Source organism: Microbulbifer maximicatervae (SeqCode), from assembly GCF_052467305.1.
In genome coordinates this window covers 4,068,168-4,092,423 of the sequence record NZ_CP174306.1, presented here as the reverse complement: position 1 = coordinate 4,092,423, position 24,256 = coordinate 4,068,168, and the positions used below count along the sequence as shown (strand labels likewise).

Here is a 24,256-nt window from a genome sequence, read left to right as displayed (position 1 = left end):
GCGCGATAATAACATTCCGTCGCATCGCATGCGCGATCATTGGCGAATCCTCAGCCTTTTCCTGCCCCTGGTGCCAACCACTAAGCTGAAGGATGAATTGACTGCGAAATTTCGGCAGACGGTGCGCTGCCAACTGTTGCCTTCCCCTAGCGGTAAGGTTGTAACTTTGTCGCTGTAATTGGTGTTGCGGGAGAGCAAGATGACGAAGGAGCAACAATCTGCGCCAACGGTGTTCCGTTTGAGTGGAGTCAATTGTGCCGGTTGTATTGACAAAATTGAGACTGCGGTTAAGGCCGTAGCCGGGGTGACTGATGCCCGGGTAAACCTGTCAGACAAAATCCTGTCGGTATACGGCCCGGCAGAGGCTGAATCCTGTATCGAAGCCGTCCGAGGCGCGGGCTACGGCGCTGAACTCTTGCGAAGTAGTGAACGAGAGCAGCGCGCGGAACAGCGGGAGCAGACACAGCGGCACTATCGCCAGCAGTTGTGGCGCTCGGCATTTGCTCTGGGCGTGGGCGTGCCAATGATGGCCTGGGGGCTGATCACCGACAAGGTATCGGTGAATACCCCGGCGGAGCAGCTGGCCTGGGGTGTCATGGGGCTGATTACCCTGGCGGTGCTGGTCTTCTGTGGCGGCAACTTCTTCAGTGGCGCCTGGAAGGCACTGCGTCACCACAATGCCACTATGGATACGCTGGTGGCCCTGGGCACGGGAACGGCCTGGCTCTTTTCCATGATCGTGGTACTGATTCCCCATCTCTTACCGGAAGCGGTACGACATGTGTACTTCGAGGCCAGTGCCATGATTATTGGCCTGATCAGCCTCGGTCAGGCACTGGAGATTCGGGCGCGCGGGCGCACCAGTGCCGCAGTGGAGAAGTTGTTGGAGCTCCAGGATACATCCGCGCGGGTATTGAGAGACGGCCGGGAGGTGGATCTGCCTATCGAGCAGGTGCAGCAGGGAGACCAGCTGCGCGTCCGCCCCGGCGAGAAAATTCCGGTGGATGGCACTGTGCTTGAAGGGCGCAGCCTGGTGGATGAATCCATGCTCACCGGGGAACCAGTGCCGGTGAAAAAGGCGGAGGGTGACAGCCTCGCCGCCGGCACCCTGAATAAAAATGGCAGCCTGCTGTTTCGCGCAGATAAAGTGGGTTCCGACACCCGCCTCGCGCAGATTATCGAGATGGTAAAGAATGCCCAGAGCTCCCGGGTACCTATCGCGCGCTTGGCGGACAAGATTTCCGGCATCTTTGTGCCAGTGGTGATGATTATTGCCCTGGTGGCCGCACTGGTTTGGTTCAACTTGGGCCCCGATCCTCGGGTTGCCCATATGTTAGTAGTACTGACTTCGGTGCTGATTATCGCCTGTCCCTGTGCCTTGGGTTTGGCGACTCCCATGTCGGTTATGGTGGGGGTGGGCAAAGGTGCCGAGTACGGTGTACTGGTGCGCAACGGCAAGGCCCTGCAACAATCCTGCACTCTGGATGTCCTGGTTGTGGATAAAACCGGGACTCTCACCGAGGGTTCTCCGCGTCTGACAGATATCGATAGTGATGGCGACAGCGATGAACTGCTGCGTTTAGTGGCGAGCCTGGAGCAGGGCTCAGAGCACCCCTTGGCCGAAGCCATAGTGACGGCCGCTCACGATAAAAACCTTGAATTGCAGTCTCCAGCCAACTTTGAAGCCATCACAGCTCACGGTGTGAGTGGTGATATCGGTGGCAGTCGCGTGCTGTTGGGGAATACCAAGTTAATGCAAAAGGAGGCTGTTTCCCTGGATGCCTGGAGTGAGCGGGCAGCCAAATTGGCCGAGGTGGGGCGCACGGTGATGTACGCCGCCGTGGACGGCAAGTTGCGGGGGATTATTGCTGTAGCCGATCCGATTCGCGCTGATGCGCAAGCTGCAATCGAGCGACTGAACAAACTGGGTTTACGCATTGAAATGCTTACCGGGGACAATCACGGCAGTGCCGAAGCGGTTGCCCGGCAACTGGGCATCGACCGAGTTCACGCAGAACTATTGCCGGAAGATAAAGAGGGGATCGTCGCTGAATTGCAAAAAAAAGGCGAGCGAGTGGGTATGGTGGGTGACGGGATTAACGATGCCCCGGCCCTGGCGCGGGCCGATGTGGGCTTTGCGATAGGTGCCGGTACCGATGTTGCTATTGAGAGCGCCGATGTCACCCTAATGCGTTCCTCCCTGCACGGGGTCGCCAATGCCGTGGAGTTGTCCCGGGCCACTTTGCACAACATCAAGCAAAACCTGTTTGGAGCTTTTATTTATAACACTCTGGGCATTCCCATCGCCGCCGGTGTCCTCTACCCGATTACGGGTATGTTACTGAGCCCCATTGTTGCCGGTGGTGCTATGGCGCTTTCCTCCCTGACAGTGGTCAGTAATGCCAACCGCCTGCGCTTCTTTAAACCATCGGAGGCTCGCTAAATGGCTGAAGCTCTCGTAAATATCGTCGGTGTGCTGATGATTCTGGCTGTTATCTGGTGGTTTTGGTTGGGGCCAAAAAGAAGTGCCAGTAAGGCGACGCCGAGCACGGATAATTTACAGATTCTGGTTAAGGATGGAGTTTACGAACCGGATCTTATCCGCCTGCCCGCCGGTCGCACAGCGACTTTGCATTTTCACCGGGAGGACCCAAGCCCCTGCTCCGAGTGGGTATTGTTTCCAGACTTGGAAGTCAGTGCTCAGCTTGCCCTGAATCAGGATACCTTGGTGGAAATACCAAGAGCCGAGCCGGGTGAATACCCGTTCAACTGCCAGATGCAAATGTATCGGGGCACATTGATACTGGAGTAACAGTAAATGTGATTCTCTATGGGGGTGTAATAATTCCCCGGGCCAAGACGACATAGATTTAACCAATACCCCAGAGCCGCCTTTCACCTGTATGGAGAGAGGGGCTCTGGTCAGGCTGGTGACTAAGCTCTAATTTGTTAAGAGGTCGTCAACAAATGTCATTTCTTCTTCGAAAACTTCCCTTCGCCCTGGTGGCCATCGCCTTTGCGCTTATTGCGGTGGCGCTTTTTTCCGGCCAATGGGGTGGTATCAAGCGCGTATTTGAATTCTACGGTGTCACTAATGAGGAGGTGCTTTCCTCTATACGTTTAATGACCGCCATTATTTTTTCAGTCGCCGCTATTTTGGGGGCACTCGCCCTTCGCTTTGAGCGGGTTGTTAAGCCCCTGGCAATCCTTCTGATTTTAATATCGCTAGCGCCCCTACTGAGTCTTCTTGGCAGCGGCCATTGGATCGACTCCCTGGGCGGCTTTCCGGCAATTGGCTCAGGACAGGGGATAATTAAGTACTCTGCCCTGTTAGCCTTGGGTATTACCTGGTTGTATAGGGATTCGTTGAGTCCACTAAAGCTGATATGGCTCAATTATTTCCCTGTCGGTTTGGTATTACTCTGGATTGGTGGGATGAAATTCACAGCGCTTGAGGCTGAGGGGATTGAAGGCCTGGTAAGCACTTCGCCACTGATGTCGTGGTTATACAGTCTATTTAGCGTGCAGGTGGCCTCAAATCTTATCGGTATATATGACTTGATTGCGCTGGCTATCCTCGCCTTGGGTATTTATATCCGGCAGCTGTTTTGGCCGGGACTATTGCTTTGTGCCGCAGTATTTATAACAACCCAGACCTTCCTCTACTCCTATCCAGGCAGTTGGGTAGCTCCCTGGCAACTTAGCTCCAGCGGTATTTTTATTATTAAAGATCTGTGGTTTATCGCAAACCTGATATTAATCTTGGGCTTTAGAAACTCCATGATTAAATCTTAAAACTGATGGGGTCAAAGAGTTGCTCTGAGGCCCCCAAAATGCCAGCTTTGATACATTGGGAATACTATTTGTAAGTTATCGAAAGGTGGCATTTTCTGTGAGCTCAGGGATATCTGGCCGGTATGAATTCAGTGAAGTGAAAGCTTTAAAAAACTAATATTTTTAATTTTCATTGGAAAACCCTCTGCCCGATTAGTTACAGAAGAAGTATTGGCCGTTGTTTTCTAGGTTTTTTCTGTTTCTATTTTGTCGTGGGTGCACCGTGTTTTTTTGCCGGTAAGCGATAGGTGGAGTTAGTTAGGGTTTCATATTGAGTTTCGGGAGGGCTTAAGTGTGAAATTCATAGTTCTTCCATATTTTGTTTTTATATTTTTATAAGCGGTATATTCGGATTTACACCTGACTGCCCTTGCTGGAATAAAATACCACTAAATGTCGCTTTTATTGACGTTATGTTGCATTAATTACCCGAAATTATGGTCTTATTTTTTGTTTTAGGTTGTCATTTTTCTATTTTGTAAGAAATTATTTTGTCATTATTTATGTTTTTATTTTTGTGTTTGTATGGAACTTTTAATGGGATGGTATTTATTAAAAATTAGACTTATCTTTCGGTGACACGCTGAAAGTTGTTTGTTTAAATTATAAAAATAATAGGAACCGTGCCAATTAGTGGTGGTCCATAACTCTGTCGCTAGCGTTGCAGGATTTACATCCTCTAAAAGTAAAAATTTGTGTTTAGCTGGGGAAGGAAGTTGAGCGCAAAGTAATAAATGGGCAGAGATATGATTCTACGTAAGAAAAAATTAGCATCCGTATTTAAACAACCGATAGTCAATCGCACATTAATGGCAGTGGTATTAGCCGGTGCCAGTTCTAATGCTTTCAGTCATGGTTATGTTGAGGCCGCTGACGGTGGTGTAGCTTCTGCGCGTGGTACCCTGTGTAAATACGCATTAGATACCGGTGAAATGAATTTGAATTGCGGCGCAGTTCAGTGGGAGCCACAGAGTATTGAAGGTCCTGAAGGCTTTCCCGATAGCGGCCCTGCCGATGGGCAAATTGCCAGTGGAGGAAGCAGTGCCTGGTCTGAGCTTAATGAACAGACATCTGATCGCTGGGTAAAAAATTATATTAGCTCCGGTTGGCAAACCTTCAAATGGTACTTCACCGCCAACCATGTAACTCGTGATTGGAAATACTATATTACTAAAGAAGATTGGAATCCGAATTCAGTCTTGACTCGCGATCAATTTGATCTCGACCCATTCTGTGAGATAGATGGCAATTATGAACAGCCAGATGTAAATACAACTCACGAGTGTCAGGTGCCAGATCGCGAGGGCTATCATGTAATTCTGGCTGTTTGGGATGTGGGTGATACGGTTAACGCTTTCTACAATGTTATCGATGTAGAATTCGATGGCGATAATGTCACTAATACCGAATGGAGCGCTGCAGGTACCATCAATCCGACGCAGGACTTGAACGTTGGCGATAAAGTATATACCCGCGTATTTGATGGCTCAGGTGAAAACTCGTCTTACAGCACTGTTTTGGAAATTGCCTCCGAAGAGCAGGGCATCGCTGAAAACTGGTCACACGATTTGGCTGAGTTGATTAATGCAGAGCAGACCGATATCCGCGCCGGTGATTTCGATGGTGATAACAGCTTTGAGCCTCTGTACGGTATCAACCGCATTTATCTAAAAGATGGCAGTGGCCTGGAAAATGTCGAGATCGGTTACGAGTTGAGCGAAGAAGAGCCCAACTATGAAGTAACGGTAAGTGGCCTTGAAAGTGAATACACAATTACAGGCGGTGCTATTTCTCTAGACTTGGCTCTCAGTGCTACGGGAGATGTCAGCGTTGAGGTTACAGTGGTAAATCATGGCGGTGATACTCTAGCAAGCTATAGCAATAACATTGATGATGGTGATACTGCCAGTACTAGCTTGACTCTCTCAGAGACTGTAGCAGGGCACCATATGGTTGTAGTGGTGGTAAAAGACCGCGATGGCAACATGGTTGATCAAAACACTCTGAACTTCTACCTGGTTGAAGAAACCTCTGGTGATGATGACTCCTCGAATGGGGATGACGATACTTCCAATGGTGATGATGACTCCTCGAGCGGCGACGACGATAGCTCCAACGGCGATGACGACAACTCTAATGGAGACGATGATACTTCGAACGGAGATGATGATAGCTCCAATGACGATGACCAATCCTCAAGTGATCAGGATTATGATTATGTCTTCCCTAGAGGCCATAGAAACTATGCTGCGGGCACCAAAGTCCTGGGCCGTGACGGTAATGTCTACGAGTGTAAGGACTCTGCTTACTCCCACTACTGTAAGGAAGTAAAAAGAGGTGCAATACAGTTCGAGCCAGGTGTTGGTGGGAACTGGGAGATACTCTGGGAAAGACTGTAATTTATTCCCGATAAGATAAAAAAAGGCCCCTTTTGGGGCCTTTTTTTATCTTGAACTGAAAATATCGATTAACTATATAGGAATAGAACTATGCATTTTTATGACTCATAGTTATATTGCGGGGTTTTTGGGGCGCTATGTATCAAATCATTTGATGAGTATCAGGCAGTGATTTTTTAGCTGCTAGTAGCTTTCTGCCTACTCGTTGGTTTATTGCCATAAATGGCAACTTTGATACTTTAAATGTTAACTTTCATTAAAGGTATACAGGCCTTCGACAACTTCTACATTGGGAGGGCGCCTATATTTGTTGAAGTAATCGTATCCTTCTTTTAGGTTCAGCCAAAAAGAATGCCATTGATTATCTTTGTATTGAGATAAGATCTCATCCTCAAGTGGAAATGGGAAGGAGTGAACCCTGACAATTCTTTGTCCTGATTCTATTGCTGAAGCAGTAAGTGCATATATTTCATTGATAAATGGATTTGTCATTGCAAAGCAGCCAATAGATACACAGTCTCCATGTATCATAAGAGCACTACCTGATCTGCCATGGTGCCGATCATATTGATTGGGATACCCTAGATTAAATGAAAGATGATATTGGCTCCAAGGGTTTAACCGGCTAGCACTTACAAAGTAAAAACCTTCCGGGCTTTGTAGATCACCTTCTCTCAATTTTGGCCCCAGATCTCCTGAGAAAGTGCAAATATCGTAGCTTTTAAACTTAGAATATAAATTATTATCTGACTCTATCCAGACCTCTAAGATACCGGGGTTTTTAAATATGCGAATAAAAATAGGGGCGCCATACTTAAGCCCTTTTTCAGAAAGCTCCTGTTTAAGCTCCTCTTCAACACTAGATATAGATGTTTTTGCTCTAACACTTGTGGGGATGACTTCCGCTTGTAAACAAGAGCTTACTACACAGAGTAAGAATATAAATGTAGAGGCTACTTTAGGATTTCTCATGCTGATATTTTTTTGGGTTGGCCTTCTCTTAAAGCAGTCGAGGATATTTAGGCATATAGGATGTTGGCGGTTTTCTCTTGTTAACAATTGTTATGGGTATTAATTTATATTAATAATTAAATTTTGAAAAGCTGGTTGCGTTTGTTTTCTGGATGTTAATTTAGTGGTGATAAAAGCCAGTAGCCAGATGGGACTATGGCTTCAATTTCTGAGAGGTGTTTTTCTCGTTGGGATTTAGTAGGTCATTTGTCGGAAGCCATGAATGTAGATAGAGTGGCCAAGAAGGATTCGGCCACTATAGTAGGTCTAGGCTTGGTAATAACTTAAAAACATCGCAGCGGTGCGCTCGGCCAGTGCCTCTTGCTCGGCGGAGCTCGGTGGGCCAGAGAGTTGAAGTAACTGAGGCCAGTAGCAACCGCCCTTAATCAGGTTGTGAATCTGCCCACTGGCGACCTCTATGTCGAGAGACTTTAGTCGCCCATCAGCTACGGCAGATTTGATCCAGCGCTGCACCCCGGTTTCATGGGCCTTATATTTTTCCATTTCCTTCTGTAGTGCTTCCGGCTGGTGGAAGAAGTAGTCGAAGGCCATGCGGTTAAGCTCAATATACTGCGGGTTGCAGATTGTTTTTATTTCCTGCTCTAACAGTGTGCGGAGTTGTGATTGCATATCACTATCCGGGTTGTAGTCACAACCGGAGGGCTGGGTGGCCTGCTGCCAGAGTTCACCGATCAAATACATCACCAGGGCTTCTTTACTGGAGAAGTGGTTGTACACGGTGCGTTTTGATACCTGTGCTCGGGCTGCCAGCTCGTCCATACTTGTGCCCTGCACTCCCTGCTCCTGAAAAGCCTGCTTGGCGGCATCAATAATAGCTTGGCGTTTCAGCTCACTTCTGGTTGGTTTCTTTTCAGTCATGGGTATCTCTGTGAAATCTGGGCCGGGGGATTCCATTGCCGGCGAGTTACTTCTTACGCAAATTTTACACTATATAGTTTACTTTTATATAGCTAGTTTGTACACTGCACTGTATAGTTTACATGGTAAGTGAAATGAAGAAGCGCTGGTGGATTCTGGCAGGAGTGATTGTTATGTCGGTAGGTCTCTTTGGTAGCTGTACAAATCAACCCGAGAAGTTCCGCAACAGTGATACTGACTACAAAGTCAGTAGTGCTGGTATAGTTGAAATGATCGGCGCCTACATTAAGGCGGATCGTGCAGCCCCCGCACCGGTGAAGCCTATTCCATTGCGACAGATTCCCGCTGCAGAGCTGGCAGCCCCAGTTGCTGAGGGTGCCGTATATCGCCTTGGGCACTCCACAGTACTGATTCGAATGGATGATCAGTATGTTTTGACAGATCCGGTATTTAGCAAGCGGGCATCCCCGGTTCAGTGGATGGGCCCAAAGCGCTTTCATCCATTGCCCATAGAGATTCGTGACCTCCCCTCGATTAAGGCAGTAGTAATCAGCCATGATCATTACGATCACCTGGACAAAAATAGTATTCGTGCACTCAGGGATAAAGTAGAGCAATTTGTCGTTCCTACCGGAGTGGGAAGTCGCTTGCGTAACTGGGGTATTCCAGCAGAAAAAATTGAGGAACTAGCTTGGTGGGAATCCTTTGCCCTGGGGAGTTTGCACTTTACCGCGACGCCGGCTCAGCATTTTTCCGGGCGTGGACTTACGGATAAAGACTCAACACTGTGGGCCAGCTGGGTAATTGAAGGGCGCGAGGGTCGTATATTCTTTAGCGGTGACAGTGGCTATTTTAGTGGCTTTCGTGAAATTGGTGAGCGATTTGGTCCGTTCGACCTGACACTGATGGAAACGGGTGCTTACAACAAGCTTTGGAGTTCAGTTCATATGATGCCCGAAGAGAGTGTACAGGCACATCTCGATCTCGGAGGGCGAGCAATGCTGCCTATCCACAATAGTACTTTTGATCTTGCTCTGCATGACTGGTTTGAACCATTCGAGCGTGTAGAAATTGCTGCGGAAAATCGGGCTGTAAAGCTGTTAATACCGGTGATAGGTGCACCGGTAAAGTTGAGAGATCCATTGCCAACCAAACCCTGGTGGCGGGAACTTATAGTTGAAAAAACTAAATAGGTTATCGCTTAAGTCGTGGCTAGGTAAATATAAGTTATACATCTTTTGTTCGTTTAAATTTTTCCAATATCTAAATATTTAAGTGGCTGTACTATGAAGTCAAAAACTGTATTAATCACAGGTGCCTCTTCAGGGATTGGGGAGGCGTTTGCTTATGAGTGTGCGAATAAGGGAGCTCATTTGGTTCTCGTTGCTAGATCTCAAGCGGGCTTGGCAGAAGTCAGCAAGAAAATTAAAGAGAAATATCAGGTCCAAGTGTCCTTAATTACTATGGATTTAAGCGTAGAGGGGGCTGCACAGGAATTATTTCAGAAAACGAAAGATAAAGGACTTGATGTAGATGTTCTTATAAATAATGCTGGATTTGGGAAATGGGGCAATTTTGAGGATTTTGACCTTCGAACCTATAAAAGGATGCTGCAACTCAATATTAGTACATTGACAGAGCTTTGTTACCTATACCTTGATGGTATGAAAAGTAAAAGATCTGGAGGAATTATAAATGTCGCCTCAGGTGCAGCCTTAATGCCAGTGCCCTATGCAGGCGTATATTCTGCATCCAAAAGTTATGTCTTGAATTTTTCAGAGGCTTTATATAACGAATTGGAAGGTACAGGTATCACAGTAACTTGTTTGTGTCCTAGTGGAACTAAGACGAACTTTGCGGCAGTGGCAAATAATGATGTAAGTGTTGATGAAAAACAGTACGAAACTGCGGAGCATGTAGCCAAAGTAGGGTTACATGGATTTCTTGCCAACAGAAGCTATGTGCTTTCAGGGAAGCAAAAGGTATTACTTAGTATCTTGCCTCGAATCTTAAGTCGCGCTAAGTTATTAAAATTATCTGGGAATGTATTTAAAAAGATAGTGGATAATAAAAAAACAGAGATAGTTAAAGGCCATTAAGTGATTTCCTGGAAGTACTTTGAGGGTAGCCTAGATTATTTATACCAGGGCTGCCTTTTGAGAGATTTATATTAGAATAGATTTTTATAGGTTTTGGGAATTATCTTGATTTCCTTATTTTTTTTAAAATAAGTAGGCTGCCAACCCCAGTTGTCACACTATTAAACCCAGATTCTCTTTCTTTTAGATCAGTCTTCGTTGGAAGTAGTGGTTGATGTCCATCTCTCAGGCTCAATTATATGCAGAAAACGGGTAAAAGTATTTTTTGGCCTTTTCAGGCCTTTCGAAGATAGTGTTCGCGATGCCATTCCACGATGATTGCTGCCATGGGTCAATAAATGCACAAAAATTTCATGGATTGACAGTTGCCCAGAATCCCCGTCCGTAAACTGAAAGTTAATTATTCTCTCAAGATCAGATAAAGTTGCTGTTTGAGAGAAGTTGATGAGCCAGGAATCATTGTTATTCATTCTCTCCCTTAGTTCAGTAATGGTAGGTGTCTCAATTGTGTTATCTGAAGAAAACAGCTCCTGTGTTTCGGTAATGCGGCTGATAAACAGGCTGTCGACTACCGCAGTAGGATTGAGTATACGGATAAAGAAGCTCGCATCTTCCTTGGGTAGAAGATGAAGTTGCTTTTCTCCAGCTGATAATAGCTCTAAGTTGGCCCATTTTTTTATTGAAAAGCATTGGTGAAATCCATATATATTTGTCTCCTTTTATTTTTAGTAAATACAATTTTTAATCGTATGCTAATTGAGCTTGAGTTCAGCTATTTGCCGATTTATCGCCGCCGTTTTACTTTTATCCTGATTGCGAGAAATTTCTAGAGCTTTCTTCAAAACATCAGAAGCCTCTGAAATTTCATCATTCTGTTGTAACGCCTGGGCCAAACTTTGGTGGGCGTCAATAGAATTTGGCCGATATTCCACCCATCGCCTTGCGACATTGATGGCTTCATGGATACGACCATCCTTTAGTAACAAATTGGTGATATGGCTTAATTTGTTAACATTTCTCCAACGTGTAGCCCTGGGTAAAATAGGAAAGCCATATTTCTGTGAGAGTGATTGATAGAAATGATCGATATTTTGCAAGGCGTCACCAGGTTGGGATATCAATTCTCGATAATTTGCGGACCATTCTTCGTGGGGAAAATTAAGCTCAATAGCCGTTAGCGCGGCTTTTATAAAGGCACCGTAGTGGTTTTCATTGTTAAGAATTTCTATTTTTAATTTGAGATTCTCTTTTACGTAAGGCGATAGTTTGGTATTAATTTGACTTAAGATTTTATCATAGCGCTTATCTTTACGCATATCACTGTCGGCCATGGCGAAATAAAAAGCACTGATCTTGTTTGATGAGGTCTGCATACTTGTAGTTATTTCATCAATAAAAGTACTCTCTGAAGTGGGCCCCATACCAAATATATCGGCCGCAGATAAAAAGAAGTAAGACTGAAACAATCCAGGTTTGTTAGTTAGGGCGTAGAGAGGAAAGATACTGCTAGTTGAAACACCAATAATCATTCGATTGTTGAGTGCGCGGTAATTACTTTCTAAATATGGGAATAGTTCTTCAGTTAGAAATTTACTATAGGCCTCAGGGTCTCCCTGGGCGCTAAATTTCTCCTCTGCGGTATGTGTCCACATTCCATGTAGGTAGGTTTCCGGTTCATCACCACCATCATTAAGGCTGATTACAATACTTTCCGGCATACGTTCTACGCTACTTAGATGCTTTACTACCCCGGTTAAGGCGTGGAAAAATTCTTTGCCGTGAGTGCCATTAATAAAGATAACCGGGTATCTATGCTGCTTTGATGCTTGATGGAACGTTTGCGGTAAATATATGTTGATTGATATTTCACGACTCAAGATTCTGGATGAGAAAAGAATTTCATTGCCATAACTCAGGTGTTTGGTCGTGCTAACAGAAGAGTGGCTCTGTGGGCTTTCAGGTTCTGCTGATAGTCCCACACACAGTAAAGAAACTGCGATTAACAGTATTCGGGGAAAAATCATATCACCGGCATCCTTACTGAATTTAAATTTTTTTAAAAAGGCGATTAAGATCTATTAGATGCTATGACAGATTGAGGGGATGGTAAAGTTGGTTACAGCTGATGCGAAGTGTTACAACTTGTATAGATATAAAAAGTTGGATTTTTTCAAAACCAAGCTCTAAACCCCAGTACCCATACGGTTGAGTCCACATCCTCACCTTCTTCACGGGCGAAATCAGCGGCATTGCCCACTTCACGTTCATAGTGGACGCCAATATAGGGTGAGAATTTCCTGGTGACTTCATACATGAGCCGAAAGCCGACTTCCGCTTCCGATAAGCCAGAGCCGCTACCTCGGGCCTCATCGTTCTGTCCAAAAAAGTTCAGCTCGATACGTGGGACCAGATTCCAGTCCTGTGCCAACTTTATTTCATACTCGCCTTCCAGGCGAAATGCAGTACTGCCATGGTCTCCATAGAAAAATACTGCATCCATTTCGAATTTGTAGGGAGACTCTCCAGTAATACCCACAGCAGCCCAATTCCGGCTGGTAGTCTCCAGATTAAAATCGTGGCGAATTCCAATTAGGAAATTCCAGTTTGCTGAAATTGCCCGATTATAGAGCGCCCAGAGTTCATTCTTTTCAATTTCCCCACTGCTACGCTCATAGTCGACTTCGGCAACAAACTTATTTTGCTCTCCGCCATAACTGAAGTCTCCCTCGATTTCCCCGCCGTTATCACCTCGCAGTTCCACATAGTCGAGGCTGACTTCAGCCATGGGTTCTTCTTCGTTATCCTCGCCAGAGGACTGGTAGCTGTGGTGTTGATGCTGGGGTTCTGCCTGCCCATAGCTGGCCTGGGCAGCAAGTATCCATAGTGTTGCTGCTATCCCTGCAACATTTTTAAACAATGCGCACCTCCCGATACATACCGGGCCTCTGGTAAAGCATTTGACTGTGTAGAGCCCAGCGGCCATTGGTGTCGGCGCTGATTAAGTAACTGATGCTTGATCCGGGTTGCGCGATTACCGTGTGCTTGCGAGGTAAATACTCTCCGTCACCGGTTTCCAGCTCACTCCAAAAACCGTGTAAGTGCATGGGCTGTGGAAGCGTGGTGTCATTGACCAGGGTAATACGCAGGCGCTCCTGGTGCCGAAATAATAATGGGCTGGCATCGCGAAATTTTTCACCATTTATTGACCAGAGATAGCGCTCATAATTGCCGGTCAGGTGTAACTGTAATTCCCGCTGTGGCTCCCGTTCATCCTGGGTGGGTTCACTGCTGCGCAAGTCGCTGTAAGTTAGTACACGGCGGTTATAGCGATGTTTATGGTTTCTGAGTCCTACACCGGGGTCAGAGATGCCGTTTGCTGGCGTCAGCGCGCGGTGATCCACCCTGAATCCGGATTCACTTGGCTGGTGAATAATAGGGCTATTACTACCGAGCCCCGCTGCAGCGAGGTTTCCGTAAAACCATCCCCCCTCAGTTGCATCGGGCAAATCGGAATGTTTTTCGGTGTGAGCAGTCTGGGTTGTTTTAAAGTGTGTGTCTGTCTCTTCGGTTTTTCTCGCCAGTCCCAGATCTTGCAGAGTGAGCACTGGGCGGTGATCCATCGCGGGAACCTCTGCGCTCAGACGTATATCACTTGTCAGTGTGCCTCGCGCATAGCCACTGCGGTCCATGGACTGCGCAAATATACTGTAGGCTTGTTCACTCTCTGGCTCGACAATTACGTCATAGGTTTCGCCGCTGCCAATACGAATTTCATCGACGCTAATGGGCTCGACATTTTGTCCATCGGCCGCCATCACCTTCATTTTCAGGCCGGGGATACGCAGGTCGAAGAAGGTCATCGAAGCTGCGTTAATTAATCGCAGGCGAACCCTCTCACCAGGTTTAAATAATGCAGTCCAATTGGTATCGGGTGTATGCCCGTTAATCAGGTAGGTGTAAGTCTCGCCTGTGACCTGGGAGATATTGCGGTCGGAAAGCTGTTTCCAGTTCCATTGATGCCGGTCCCGCCAGGTTTGTGCGACACCTTTTGTGCGCACCTCACGCCATAAATCTGTAGCCGTGCGCTGTTGCCGGTTGTAGTAGTCCGGGTCTTTTTTTAGATGGGTATAAATAGTTTGGGGAGATTCATCGCTCCAATCGGATAGGACAACAACATAATCCCGCTCGTAAGAAAATGGTTCTGGAGATATCGGATCAATGACTATTGCCCCAATTAGCCCCCGCTGTTGTTGAAACCCGGATTGGCTGTGATACCAATAAGTACCACTTTGGCGCACAGGGAATCGGTAGCGAAATGTTTGCCCAGGTTGAATGCCGCTAAAGCTCAACCCCGGTTCGCCGTCCATATCGCTGGGTACCCTAACACCGTGCCAGTGTAGGGAGGATTTGTCGGGTAATTGGTTATGGACATTCAGGGTGACAGTTTTCCCTTCCCGCCAGCGCAAAATGGGGCCCGGTAGACTGCCATTAATGGTCAGGGCTTGTCGTTCGCGCCCGGTAAGATTTATCTGGCGGTAACCGATGGATAAATCAAAGTGGTTACCGCGCAGGGTTGTTGTCGAAGCTGTTGGCGAGTTTGGGCGCGAACTGTGGGGTAACCCCAGCAGCAGGGCTCCCGCTCCGAGACCTGTGACGAAAGTACGCCTTGATACGGCGTCGGTGCGGAAGCTCTCTGCCATCGATGTCCCTTTTAAAACTGCTCCTGTGCCGTATTGATTTCGGCGTAAATTTCGCTGCTGCCATCTTTGTTAAGCAGCATTACCTGATAGGGCGTAAAACGGTCGCCCACTTCCATACCGGGGCTGCCCAGGGGCATACCTGGCACTGCGAGACCAATGGCATTTTGCGGTGGATTCTGCAAGAAACGCTGTATCAGCTTTGCCGGTACATGCCCTTCAAAAACATAGCCCTGTTCTGACACTGTGGTGTGGCAGGATTGATAGCGCGGAGAGATATGGTGCTGCTTTTTCACGCCGTTAAGGTCTTTGACATCCTTTGCTACGACGTCAAAGCCACTTTGTTGGGCATGCTCAACCCAAATTTTGCAGCAGCCGCAGGTGGCGGATTTGTAAGTGGTCAGGCTCACAGATTCCTTTTGGGGGTCTGGAGATTCGGCACAGGCACTTAATGCCAGGGTTGTGAGTAGCGCAGCAATAGCGATCAAAATTGAACGGTTCATATGAACTCCGATGATGAGATTTAGAGCGCACACAGGCGTGCGAGTATTTATAAAAAATATTTGGAGTAAAGCTGGGGAGTGTACGTATGCCTAGGCATACGGGGCCCGTTAAGTGCGGAATATGGGTGGGCGCAGTGCCATTTCCGGATCTGGAGAGGAATTAAATTCCCGGTAGGCAGTTACAAGTAGATTGCGGTTGTATACAAGGATTTTATATTGAGTGTTTACCGCAGAACTGGTGCCTGGCCCTGCACAGCAGCTGCATTCAGCAGTGCAACTGGAAGGATGGCTGTCGCTGCAGTTCTCAAGGGTTGCCTCGTCGCAGTGGGTTTTTTCTTCTGCAGCGATGGATGCCGCTGGGGATTCGTGTGTTTCCGCACAGGATGACGCAACTGCCTGGCCGCCGAAGGCCAGTAGTAGTATGAGCAAAAATAGGCGGAAGATCCCGGAGTGCATGGCGGTATTCAGAAAACAAGCCAGCCCGCAGTGTATGGGCTGGCCTCTGCCGGTGCAACTTTCCCGCTTGCGGGATGGCGGGTTAAGAGCGGCCCAGGGGGAGGCGGAAGTCCTGGTGTCGCAACAGGTCCGGCCCACATTCGAGGCGCTCGAGCCAGCCCAGGAAGCGCTCTTTGACATCGCCTGAGGCAAAGTAACCGCCGTGCTGGGGCACAATCATTGCGGGGTTGAGTTCCCGAATCATCTTGGCCCAGAGACGACAGGTCCAGTTCCCGCCCATATAGCGGCGGTGGAACCCTTCCATCGACGGCAGATGCTCGTCGAAATCTTTGACTTCGCCCTCCTCACCACCGAGTGAGGCACCGATATCGCCGGAAAATAATATGCGGCTTACCGGATCATAAAAACTGAAGTTGCCACAGGAGTGCATAAAGTGCGCTGGCAGCGCCCAAATCTCGCTGTCGCTGAAGGGGATAATTTCTCCCTTATCGTCCAGAGGCATGATGCGTTCCTGCCAGCGTTCAGCACCGGCACGCGAGGCGACAAAGCCGGAAACCAGGTGTGGCAAAAACCGCGACCACAGCTTCGACACCGCCACCTTACAGCGCGAATGCAGCATCCAGCGTGGCAGCGAGGCGATAATATCCGGGTCCTGGTGAGAGGCCAGGATCAGATCCAGTTCACTCAGGTTCAAATGGCGGCTGAGCTCAATGGTGAGGTGTGTGTAGGTCAGATCGCCGCCGGGATCGATAAGCGCCCCTTTGGTGCCGCGGCGAATAACAAATTGATTGGCCTGTACCCCATCGCTGCCATTCTGCTCTTTAACCAAATCGCCGAACCGCGCAACCAGGTGGTGACCTTTTTCAAATAGGATGTCCACGCCGCGACTCCTCTTATTGGACTTGGCCGAGGTATTGAGTGAGCCTCTCCTTATTCATAGCAATACCGGCATTCATGCCTTCGGCATGCTTCTTGGCTTCTTCCAAGTTGGTTGCCTTACCTACCTGAATTACCCCAACCATACCCAGCGGCAGATGCGGGTCGCACTGGTATACGTAGACACCTTCCTGGTTCAAAGTGACAGTCACCTTTTCTCCCATACTGCCATTCCAGGTAGCGCCCTCGGCAGGGGACAAAACTGAGTGAGTGTTGTGGGCCGCATCAGTGGGCAGGAAGGTGACAGAATCGCCCGGTGCTACTGCGAGAAATGCCGGTTCAAAAGTCATCATGCCGTCCTTGCCCTGGTTCAGCATCTTAACTTCGTGATCCGCAGCCAGGGCGGAGGTCGAGGCCATGGCGAGCGCCAGAATCGCGCCGCGAAGAGTAATAGACGACATACTTACTTCCTGTTCGATGGTTAGTCAGTGTTGTTCAGCGCCTCCCCATTAGTGGGTAGAGGCAGCGGCGGATGTTATCTCGGAGGGGGCTGGGTGAATTGATCTAGATCAATCGCGTAGATAGACCAATTAGAAGGAGAAGATGCCAATAGAAGGGATCCGTGTAGGAGAGTCATTTTAGACCGCTGAGCACCACCCGCCTCGGCCGGATAAGGGGTAAACTGTGCGCCGATCAATTCTGTGACTTTTCGGGAGAGTGCTTTGGCCACAAAACGTAAAACTGCCTACGTGTGTAATGAATGCGGCGCTGACTACACCAAATGGGCAGGGCAGTGTAGTGCTTGTGGCACTTGGAATAGCCTATCGGAAGTACGCCTGGGACCGGATCACAAGGACAGCCGCGCCGCGAATTTTACCGATGCACAAAGTGGCTACGCCGGCTCCGCTGGTGCTGGCAAAGTGCAAAAACTATCGGAAATCGATCTCAGTGAATTGCCGCGTATTCCCACTACGGCCTCGGAACTGGATCGAGTGCTGGGCGGCGGGCTGGTGCCGGGCTCCGTTGTATTGATCGGCGGCCATCCCGGTGCCGGGAAATCTACTGTTTTACTCCAGACCCTGTGCCATCTCGCGACTTCAATGCCGGCGCTTTATATCACCGGTGAGGAATCTCTCCAGCAGGTTGCTATGCGCGCTAAGCGCTTGGGGCTGCCCACGGATTCTCTGCAATTGCTCAGTGAAACCGATGTGGAGCGTATTTGCATGGCGGCCAAGGAAGTGAATCCACGGGTTATGGTAGTGGACTCGATCCAGGTGATGCATATGAGCGATGTGCAATCGGCACCGGGCTCTGTGGCACAGGTGCGCGAGAGTGCGGCCTACCTGACCCGCTTTGCCAAACAGACCGGCACGGCGCTGATCCTGGTGGGGCATGTCACCAAAGATGGCAGTCTCGCGGGCCCCAAGGTGCTGGAACATATTATCGACTGCTCCATTCTCCTCGAAGGCACCCACGACTCCCGCTTCCGCACACTGCGGGCCCATAAAAATCGCTTTGGAGCCGTCAATGAACTCGGCGTGTTTGCGATGACAGAGCTGGGCCTGAAAGAGGTATCCAATCCCTCAGCCATTTTCCTGCAAAGGGCTGCGGAGATTGCAGCCGGTTCTGTGGTGACCTCGGTGTGGGAGGGCACCCGGCCGCTGTTAGTGGAGTTGCAGGCCCTGGTGGACGATAGCAGTCTCGGCAACCCCCGCCGGGTAGCGGTGGGCCTCGACCAGAACCGCTTGAATATGCTGCTCGCTGTGTTGCATCGCCACGGTGGTGTCTTGGTGGGGGACCAGGATGTCTTTATCAATGTGGTCGGCGGGGTAAAGGTGATGGAAACCAGCGCCGACCTGACACTGTTATTGGCGGTGGTGTCCAGTTTCCGCAACCGTGTCCTGCCCCGGGATCTGGTGGTATTCGGGGAAGTGGGGCTGTCAGGCGAGATTCGCCCGGTGCCCTCGGGCCAGGAGCGTTTGCGCGAGGCGGCCAAACACGGTTTTCGCAAAGCCATTGTGCCTGCAGCTAACCGCCTGAAGAACGATATCGAGGGAATGGAAATGCACTCGGTCAAGACCCTGGCAGAAGCGCTGGCGGTAATTGATATGAGCTGACACTCCAGCCGGGAACGGCTGTTTTGGCAGAGGAATACCTGGCGGTATTCCTCTGGGGAAGTGAGCTTTCAGAGTCTCCTTCGCTAGGGGCGCCTAGTTGCTCCCTTGCGCTGGTTGTTACCGGGGCCCCGACGAAAATCTTCTGACGGAGTACCCTTGTAACAGCGCGGAATAATGGGCCAGTCTTCTGTCAGAAAATAGGCATAGGTGCCCTTGGGGAATTCTGGTGTGCGAACCATTCTGCCGTTGCACTCATCCAATGTGCCGGAGCCAGCCACATAGTGGTAATCATCCACAAAGGTACCATCGTAGTAGCCACCGGGTTCTTTACCGCCCTTGGGGCGTTTCCCGGGTTTCACCTGATAACTTGAAGTCATTGCCGCAATCCCGGATTTCGGTTCCCAACCATCGGCATAGGCGTACAGGGCATAAATGGGGAATCCATCGGCAGCCCAGCCAATCAGTGGCGAATGCCTTTCCTTAGATACTCCCAGGCGCTGTAATAAACCGGTGGGAATGCCGTGATAGTGATAGGCACCATTGGGCTGAACATGGGCGTAGTTATCGTCTACACCCAGCTGAATCGCACCGGATAAGGCTTCGTAGCGCCAGCGTCCGCGATTGCCCAGGTACCATTCTGCAGCGCTGGGGTCGAAAGGCACTCCGTTCAGTCCGATACCAAAATTCTGCAACGGAACCGGTGTAGATTGAGCGGCAATTTGGGGGATAGCCGGAACTCGGAAACGGTAGCGCTGCACCTCGATTTCATGGGGATTGCCGCGATTGGGGAAGGTACCAGTCTTGTGCTCGGAAATACCGTTGGCCTCAATAACGCGCCAGGGTCCCTGGATACTGATACTTACTTCACTAAAGGTAATGGGCGCTTCGGTAGCAGGGACAGTGTGCTGCAGACCATCGGATTGCACCACTGTGTGTTTGCGAGCGGTGTGGCGTCCACCAGTGGCGCCCCCTCCTGTAGAGCGCGCAGTCAGTTTGCGCTCGGGAACACAAGCTAGGCCATGTGATTGGGGGTGGTTGCGGCAGCGACCACTGACTCGGCCATTGGGCAGTTCCATTGAGCAGCTGGCGCCACTGGACAGGTTTCGACAAGCCTCCAGGGCGCTATCGGGTACGTGAGCCAGCGAGAGAGGCGCAATACTGCAAAGCCCCACAAATAACCACTTCTTCATAATGACATCTCAAGATTTACAGTACCGCTGGCCGGTTGCGATTAATTGGGAGTTACTGTTCTTCATCTTCCATGGGGCGAGGGCCACCTTTGCCCTTGCCGCCGGCAGGTACACAGACCAGCTGCTCAATCTGCGGGGGCATACGGCAGGTGCCCTCCAATGTGCCTCTGGGTGTCTCGACAGTACAGGCGTCTCCCTCTGCCAAGCTGCTGCAGGCATCAATCGCTTCCTGCGGAGGCTGGCGCGGCTGTGCAGATACATTTGTGGCCAGTAAGAGGGCTGCTACTGGGATAAATATTTTTTTCATCGTGTTCTCCTGTCGTAGGCACTTTGAGGGGAGTCCCTGGAGCCTCAACTTTGCTCATTGGGTTTTGACAGAGGTTATTGCTGTCGCCCGAAACTATAGACTCGGGAAATGGCGATTACCGCTCAGCGAAGGGCTGGCTTCTCGAATTGGCCTGGGACTGCCATCGAAAATAGTCGAGGAATGAGTAAGTAATGTGGATAACTTGTAAAGAAGTGTGGGGCTGGAGAGCTCACTTTACGACTAATGATCCAGAGATCTGACAGGCTCTAATTGATCAGTGGTGGAGGTGGGAATTAGGGGATGAGTAAGTAGGAAAGGCTGGGTATTTAATCAGTCGTGGCACAAGCTAAAATCTGGCTTGTGTCACGACTGATTCCGTATTTTTCTGAAGGGGCTTTAACTTTCAGTTTCCAGTGCAGCTTTCGCCGCAGCTTCACTCAACAACCTGCGGCGAACTTTCATTGGAGTGGTACCAAACCAGCGGTCGCAGGCCCGGTTAAATGAGCTCTGCTCCCGATACCCCAGCATATTGGAAATCTGGGCCATAGGTGGCAACTTTCTACTGAGGTAATGTTCTGCGCGTTCGCGGCGAATACGGTCGAGAATATCCTCAAACACCAATTCCCGATCTCGCAACCTGCGCTGCAGTGTGCGCTTGTGCATCCCCAGCTGATTGGCGACTTCCTGCAAACTGCAGCGCTTTAGCGGCATCAGGCAATAGATCAGCTGTTCTACTTGGTGAATCAGGTTTGACTCACCTTGTTCCAGTACTTTGTCGATATAAGACTTTAATAGAGGCCTTAAAACCGGGTTGCACTTCTCGGTCGGTTGGGCCAACTGGCCGCTACTTAGAATCAAGGTGTCGCTATTTTGTGAAAACTGTACATTTGTACCAAAAAAGTTTTCATATTGGTCGTGGAGCGGCTGTTTGGACTTTAAATGAACCGCCTCCAGATTGAACTTTTCACCACATAATATTTGTAGTGCGACAACAGAAACCCCAAGGAGAAATTCCCGGAATAGCTCGAGAGGTAATGGAGAGTCCGAAGGTATATAACTTTCTAAATCATTTAAACAATGAAAAGTTATAAACGTTTGGAGCCCTTTTACTTCCAATTCAACTCGCAGGTTATAAGGAGGGGCGGCGAATTGCTTTACGGCAGCATTGAGGAATTCCCCGAGGGTCAACGACTGCAATACTGCTGCTCCAAGAGAACTGAGGGCGGCAGCCCCCTGGCTTTTTGCCAGTCTCAGTCCGAAATCCGCGCAATTGAGTTGTCGTGCGGCCTTTTCAACAAGGTCAGTCACTTTACTCAACGGGAGATACCCCTCGAGTTTTTCAACCTGCTCGGGGTTAATACCGGCGCTATTAAGCAGTGTTTCCGGGCAGCCGTTTAGCTGGGATACTTGGTCATAAAAGCCGGTTAACAGCTTAGCTCTTATTTGTTGGGTCAATTTCTTCCAAATCCTTCCAAGAACCCAGCCTGATTTAATTATTAGGCGTGCCGGGTCGCAACTTCTATTTGAGCGGAAATATTCAACTGATAGGCGTGCCCGATAATTTTAGGAATCTACAAATAAATGCAAATTCCAGGATTACACATTCCTGGGCATTGTCTGACGGATTTGCAAAACCGTCATATTGGCGAATGCCTGTTTTATTTCGAATTCCTGATATGTATTGTGCGCTATGGATAACTGTTACTGCACCAACTACCACAAAGTGCACACGACTCATCCTGAGAAAATAATATATGAGATTAAAACAAGGCAGCCGAAACTGGCGCAATCCGCCTATCAGTCTCCGCTAAGTATTATTTCAAGGCCTATATTACTTGTTTTTTTTTGTGGATTCGAAGGGCTTTTGGCTTTTGCTCATAAACAAAATGTCACCTAATGAAAAAAAATACCAATTAAAGTTAATACATTGAAACTTTATTCCCTTATGACAGCAAAAAAATTTTTTTGTTTTATGGTGACTCCATATCTGGGAATAATAATTTTTTCTTAATTTATCCACTTTTTTACCCCTGCCTAAAGCTATCTTGAATGACTGGTGATTTCAGGAACGCTTTAACACTTTTTGGGTAGTTACCAGCGGATATAAATGACCAGTTCAAATGTACGGTCATTTTGGGGAGACAAAAAAGCCCGCATAAGCGGGCTCTAGGATTAATGATTAATCAGTGGATTAGCCACCATAGTAAGTAGCTGCACCGGGGCCGACGGGCAGTCCCAGGGCAAAAACCCAGATGAAGAACAGGGCTGTCCATCCGATAAAGAAGAAGATGGAATAGGGAATCATAGTGGCGATCAATGTACCCATGCCCAAGTCTTTCTTATAGCGCGCAGCAAAAGTAATGATCAGGCCAAAGTAGCTCATCATCGGCGTGATAACGTTGGTCACAGAGTCACCGATACGGTAGGCCGCTTGGATTACTTCCGGGGCGTAGCCCAGCAGCATCAGCATGGGTACAAAGATGGGAGCTGTCACCGCCCACTGAGCAGAGGCACTGCCCAACATCAAGTTCACAAAGCCACACATCATGATGAAGAACAGGAACAGTAGTGGCCCAGTGAGGCCGATGCTTTGTAGCGCATCAGCACCTAAAACGGCAAAAATGGTGCCCAGGTTGGTGATCTTAAAGAAGGCGACAAACTGTGCAGCAAAGAACACCAGGACAATGTACATCCCCATACTGTTCATGCTCTTGGCCATGGCATCAATGACATCTCGGTCATTCTTCATGGTGCCGACAACCTTACCGTAAACAAATCCCGGGATAGCGAAGAACACCAGGATCAGTGAGACGATACCCTTAAGGAACGGAGAGCCCGCGACCAAGCCTGTCTCGGGATTACGTAAAACACCCCACTCAGGCACCACCGTCAAAGCGAGTACTGCAGATACGCCCAAAACAGCCAAACCTGCGTACTTAAGGCCGCGCTTCTCGTCGTCGGTCAGGGTGCCAACTTTGTCTTGAGTCAGGTCGACAGACGCTTCACTGGGATCATATTTGCCCAGCTTGGGCTCTACGATCTTCATGGTCACCCAGCTACCAACTCCGGTGATCAGGAAGGTACTGACAATCATAAAGAACCAGTTCACCTCCGGGCCTACGGAGTAGGTCGGGTCGATCATATGGGCTGCAGATTCCGTGATTCCCGATAGCAGCGGGTCCACCGTTCCCAGCAGCAAGTTAGCACTGTAGCCGCCAGAGACACCGGCAAACGCGGCGGCCAGGCCAGCGATAGGGTGTCGACCGAGAGAGTGGAAAATCATTGCGGCTAATGGGATCAGTACCACGTAGCCCAATTCAGAGGCGGTATTAGAGATGATGCCGGCAAAAACCACTATGACAGTGACTGTGCGTTTGGAGGCCTGGAGTACCAGACCGCGAACAGCGGCACTTAACAGGCCGGAGTGCTCGGCAATCGCAACCCCCAATAGGGCCACCAAAACTGTCCCCAGCGGAGCAAATCCGGTGAAATTCTTAACCAGACTAGTAACGATCATCCTGAGTCCATCGCCACTCATAAGGTTGAAGACCTCAATGACGCCATCTGGCGCTCGGCCAGCAGCGCCAACCGGGCGGGGGTCGGGGACAGACAGGCCAAAGTAAGAAGCGATACCACTAATGACTATCACGCTAACGGCGAATAGTGCGAACAGTGTGATTGGGTGGGGGAGAAGGTTGCCGAGCCATTCCACTGCATCTAAGAAGCGGATAAAGGCTGTCTTGCGCCCTGGGGAACTGTCCTGCCGATCACTCGGGGAGGTTGTTGTGGTCATTGTTGGTCCTCAGTCGTTACTGCAAGCGACCCTAATTGCCTCTGGGCCGCCTTGTAGCCGAAGGGTTGGCTGAAAAATGTGCTAAAGCCGAGATC

Annotated in this window: 21 protein-coding genes; 7 read left to right on the top strand and 14 right to left on the bottom strand. The window is 49.1% G+C overall.

Going from position 1 to position 24,256, the window contains the following annotated elements; all coding sequences use genetic code 11:
• Positions 1 to 199 precede the first annotated feature (199 nt).
• The 4 genes from ACJJI4_RS17875 to gbpA all read left to right on the top strand — a co-directional run bounded on the left by ACJJI4_RS17875 (position 200) and on the right by gbpA (position 6,233).
• Positions 200 to 2,443, top strand: coding sequence for a heavy metal translocating P-type ATPase (locus tag ACJJI4_RS17875; RefSeq protein WP_444925993.1), 2,244 nt, complete (start codon positions 200 to 202; stop codon positions 2,441 to 2,443).
• Positions 2,444 to 2,812 carry a cupredoxin domain-containing protein gene (locus ACJJI4_RS17870; RefSeq protein ID WP_444925992.1) on the top strand — a complete coding sequence of 123 codons (369 nt, stop codon included), beginning with the start codon at positions 2,444 to 2,446 and terminating at the stop codon, positions 2,810 to 2,812.
• Between the two features lie 155 nt (positions 2,813 to 2,967).
• Positions 2,968 to 3,795 carry a DUF417 family protein gene (locus ACJJI4_RS17865; RefSeq protein ID WP_444925991.1) on the top strand — a complete coding sequence of 276 codons (828 nt, stop codon included), beginning with the start codon at positions 2,968 to 2,970 and terminating at the stop codon, positions 3,793 to 3,795.
• A 785-nt stretch (positions 3,796 to 4,580) separates the two neighbouring features.
• Positions 4,581 to 6,233, top strand: coding sequence for an N-acetylglucosamine-binding protein GbpA (gbpA, locus tag ACJJI4_RS17860; protein ID WP_444925990.1), 1,653 nt, complete (start codon positions 4,581 to 4,583; stop codon positions 6,231 to 6,233).
• 246 nt (positions 6,234 to 6,479) lie between these two features.
• On the opposite strand, the gene ACJJI4_RS17855 is transcribed toward gbpA, so the two are convergent.
• Both ACJJI4_RS17855 and ACJJI4_RS17850 read right to left on the bottom strand, forming a co-directional pair.
• Entirely contained in the window at positions 6,480 to 7,205 is a 726-nt protein-coding gene (locus ACJJI4_RS17855) for a L,D-transpeptidase family protein (RefSeq protein ID WP_444925989.1), read from the bottom strand.
• 306 nt (positions 7,206 to 7,511) lie between these two features.
• Positions 7,512 to 8,123: a TetR/AcrR family transcriptional regulator gene (locus tag ACJJI4_RS17850; protein ID WP_444925988.1), complete on the bottom strand. Its 612-nt coding sequence runs from the start codon at positions 8,121 to 8,123 to the stop codon at positions 7,512 to 7,514.
• Positions 8,124 to 8,257: 134 nt separating this feature from the next.
• Between ACJJI4_RS17850 and ACJJI4_RS17845 the strand changes: the two genes are divergently transcribed.
• Together ACJJI4_RS17845 and ACJJI4_RS17840 are read left to right on the top strand one after the other, a co-directional pair.
• Positions 8,258 to 9,316 carry an MBL fold metallo-hydrolase gene (locus tag ACJJI4_RS17845; RefSeq protein ID WP_444925987.1) on the top strand — a complete coding sequence of 353 codons (1,059 nt, stop codon included), beginning with the start codon at positions 8,258 to 8,260 and terminating at the stop codon, positions 9,314 to 9,316.
• A gap of 93 nt (positions 9,317 to 9,409) precedes the next feature.
• Positions 9,410 to 10,222, top strand: coding sequence for an SDR family NAD(P)-dependent oxidoreductase (locus ACJJI4_RS17840; RefSeq protein ID WP_444925986.1), 813 nt, complete (start codon positions 9,410 to 9,412; stop codon positions 10,220 to 10,222).
• Between the two features lie 188 nt (positions 10,223 to 10,410).
• Here ACJJI4_RS17840 and ACJJI4_RS17835 read toward each other — a convergent pair whose 3' ends face one another.
• From ACJJI4_RS17835 to ACJJI4_RS17800, 8 genes are all read right to left on the bottom strand, one after another.
• Positions 10,411 to 10,812 carry a DinB family protein gene (locus tag ACJJI4_RS17835; protein WP_444928244.1) on the bottom strand — a complete coding sequence of 134 codons (402 nt, stop codon included), beginning with the start codon at positions 10,810 to 10,812 and terminating at the stop codon, positions 10,411 to 10,413.
• Positions 10,813 to 10,974: 162 nt separating this feature from the next.
• Positions 10,975 to 12,099 (bottom strand): alpha/beta hydrolase, encoded by a 1,125-nt coding sequence (locus ACJJI4_RS17830; RefSeq protein WP_444925985.1) that lies wholly within the window; start codon positions 12,097 to 12,099, stop codon positions 10,975 to 10,977.
• 293 nt (positions 12,100 to 12,392) lie between these two features.
• Positions 12,393 to 13,139, bottom strand: a complete 747-nt coding sequence (locus ACJJI4_RS17825) for a copper resistance protein B (RefSeq protein ID WP_444925984.1) — start codon at positions 13,137 to 13,139, stop codon at positions 12,393 to 12,395.
• The gene (locus ACJJI4_RS17820; RefSeq protein WP_444925983.1) at positions 13,132 to 14,922 is read right to left on the bottom strand and encodes a copper resistance system multicopper oxidase; all 1,791 of its coding nucleotides are present in this window, start codon (positions 14,920 to 14,922) and stop codon (positions 13,132 to 13,134) included. The genes ACJJI4_RS17825 and ACJJI4_RS17820 overlap by 8 nt, the downstream gene beginning before the upstream one ends.
• Before the next feature lie 11 nt (positions 14,923 to 14,933).
• Positions 14,934 to 15,422, bottom strand: coding sequence for a DUF411 domain-containing protein (locus ACJJI4_RS17815; RefSeq protein WP_444925982.1), 489 nt, complete (start codon positions 15,420 to 15,422; stop codon positions 14,934 to 14,936).
• Between the two features lie 108 nt (positions 15,423 to 15,530).
• Complete coding sequence (locus ACJJI4_RS17810; RefSeq protein ID WP_444925981.1) at positions 15,531 to 15,878, bottom strand: hypothetical protein; 348 nt, start codon at positions 15,876 to 15,878, stop codon at positions 15,531 to 15,533.
• 82 nt (positions 15,879 to 15,960) lie between these two features.
• Positions 15,961 to 16,758, bottom strand: a complete 798-nt coding sequence (locus ACJJI4_RS17805) for an oxygen-binding di-iron domain-containing protein (protein ID WP_108734605.1) — start codon at positions 16,756 to 16,758, stop codon at positions 15,961 to 15,963.
• 13 nt (positions 16,759 to 16,771) lie between these two features.
• A complete protein-coding gene (locus ACJJI4_RS17800) occupies positions 16,772 to 17,215 on the bottom strand; it encodes a pseudoazurin (RefSeq protein WP_413663411.1) in 444 nt (147 codons plus the stop codon).
• Between the two features lie 261 nt (positions 17,216 to 17,476).
• Between ACJJI4_RS17800 and radA the strand changes: the two genes are divergently transcribed.
• Positions 17,477 to 18,871 (top strand): DNA repair protein RadA, encoded by a 1,395-nt coding sequence (gene radA / locus ACJJI4_RS17795; protein WP_444925980.1) that lies wholly within the window; start codon positions 17,477 to 17,479, stop codon positions 18,869 to 18,871.
• Between the two features lie 83 nt (positions 18,872 to 18,954).
• Here radA and ACJJI4_RS17790 read toward each other — a convergent pair whose 3' ends face one another.
• From ACJJI4_RS17790 to ACJJI4_RS17775, 4 genes are all read right to left on the bottom strand, one after another.
• On the bottom strand, positions 18,955 to 20,061 hold the full coding sequence (locus ACJJI4_RS17790) for a YHYH protein (RefSeq protein ID WP_444925979.1): 1,107 nt from the start codon (positions 20,059 to 20,061) through the stop codon (positions 18,955 to 18,957).
• 52 nt (positions 20,062 to 20,113) lie between these two features.
• On the bottom strand, positions 20,114 to 20,368 hold the full coding sequence (locus tag ACJJI4_RS17785; RefSeq protein ID WP_413663408.1) for a hypothetical protein: 255 nt from the start codon (positions 20,366 to 20,368) through the stop codon (positions 20,114 to 20,116).
• A gap of 396 nt (positions 20,369 to 20,764) precedes the next feature.
• Positions 20,765 to 21,823 carry an AraC family transcriptional regulator gene (locus ACJJI4_RS17780; RefSeq protein WP_413663407.1) on the bottom strand — a complete coding sequence of 353 codons (1,059 nt, stop codon included), beginning with the start codon at positions 21,821 to 21,823 and terminating at the stop codon, positions 20,765 to 20,767.
• 736 nt (positions 21,824 to 22,559) lie between these two features.
• On the bottom strand, positions 22,560 to 24,161 hold the full coding sequence (locus ACJJI4_RS17775; protein ID WP_444925978.1) for an AbgT family transporter: 1,602 nt from the start codon (positions 24,159 to 24,161) through the stop codon (positions 22,560 to 22,562).
• Positions 24,162 to 24,256: the final 95 nt, after the last annotated feature.

Coding starts and splice junctions, on each gene's coding strand:
- ACJJI4_RS17875 (WP_444925993.1), top strand. CDS start 200: ATGACGAAGGAGCAACAATCTGCGCCAACGGTGTTCCGTTTGAGTGGA.
- ACJJI4_RS17870 (WP_444925992.1), top strand. CDS start 2,444: ATGGCTGAAGCTCTCGTAAATATCGTCGGTGTGCTGATGATTCTGGCT.
- ACJJI4_RS17865 (WP_444925991.1), top strand. CDS start 2,968: ATGTCATTTCTTCTTCGAAAACTTCCCTTCGCCCTGGTGGCCATCGCC.
- gbpA (WP_444925990.1), top strand. CDS start 4,581: ATGATTCTACGTAAGAAAAAATTAGCATCCGTATTTAAACAACCGATA.
- ACJJI4_RS17855 (WP_444925989.1), bottom strand. CDS start 7,205: ATGAGAAATCCTAAAGTAGCCTCTACATTTATATTCTTACTCTGTGTA.
- ACJJI4_RS17850 (WP_444925988.1), bottom strand. CDS start 8,123: ATGACTGAAAAGAAACCAACCAGAAGTGAGCTGAAACGCCAAGCTATT.
- ACJJI4_RS17845 (WP_444925987.1), top strand. CDS start 8,258: ATGAAGAAGCGCTGGTGGATTCTGGCAGGAGTGATTGTTATGTCGGTA.
- ACJJI4_RS17840 (WP_444925986.1), top strand. CDS start 9,410: ATGAAGTCAAAAACTGTATTAATCACAGGTGCCTCTTCAGGGATTGGG.
- ACJJI4_RS17820 (WP_444925983.1), bottom strand. CDS start 14,922: ATGGCAGAGAGCTTCCGCACCGACGCCGTATCAAGGCGTACTTTCGTC.
- ACJJI4_RS17815 (WP_444925982.1), bottom strand. CDS start 15,422: ATGAACCGTTCAATTTTGATCGCTATTGCTGCGCTACTCACAACCCTG.
- ACJJI4_RS17810 (WP_444925981.1), bottom strand. CDS start 15,878: ATGCACTCCGGGATCTTCCGCCTATTTTTGCTCATACTACTACTGGCC.
- ACJJI4_RS17800 (WP_413663411.1), bottom strand. CDS start 17,215: ATGTCGTCTATTACTCTTCGCGGCGCGATTCTGGCGCTCGCCATGGCC.
- ACJJI4_RS17790 (WP_444925979.1), bottom strand. CDS start 20,061: ATGAAGAAGTGGTTATTTGTGGGGCTTTGCAGTATTGCGCCTCTCTCG.
- ACJJI4_RS17785 (WP_413663408.1), bottom strand. CDS start 20,368: ATGAAAAAAATATTTATCCCAGTAGCAGCCCTCTTACTGGCCACAAAT.
- ACJJI4_RS17775 (WP_444925978.1), bottom strand. CDS start 24,161: ATGACCACAACAACCTCCCCGAGTGATCGGCAGGACAGTTCCCCAGGG.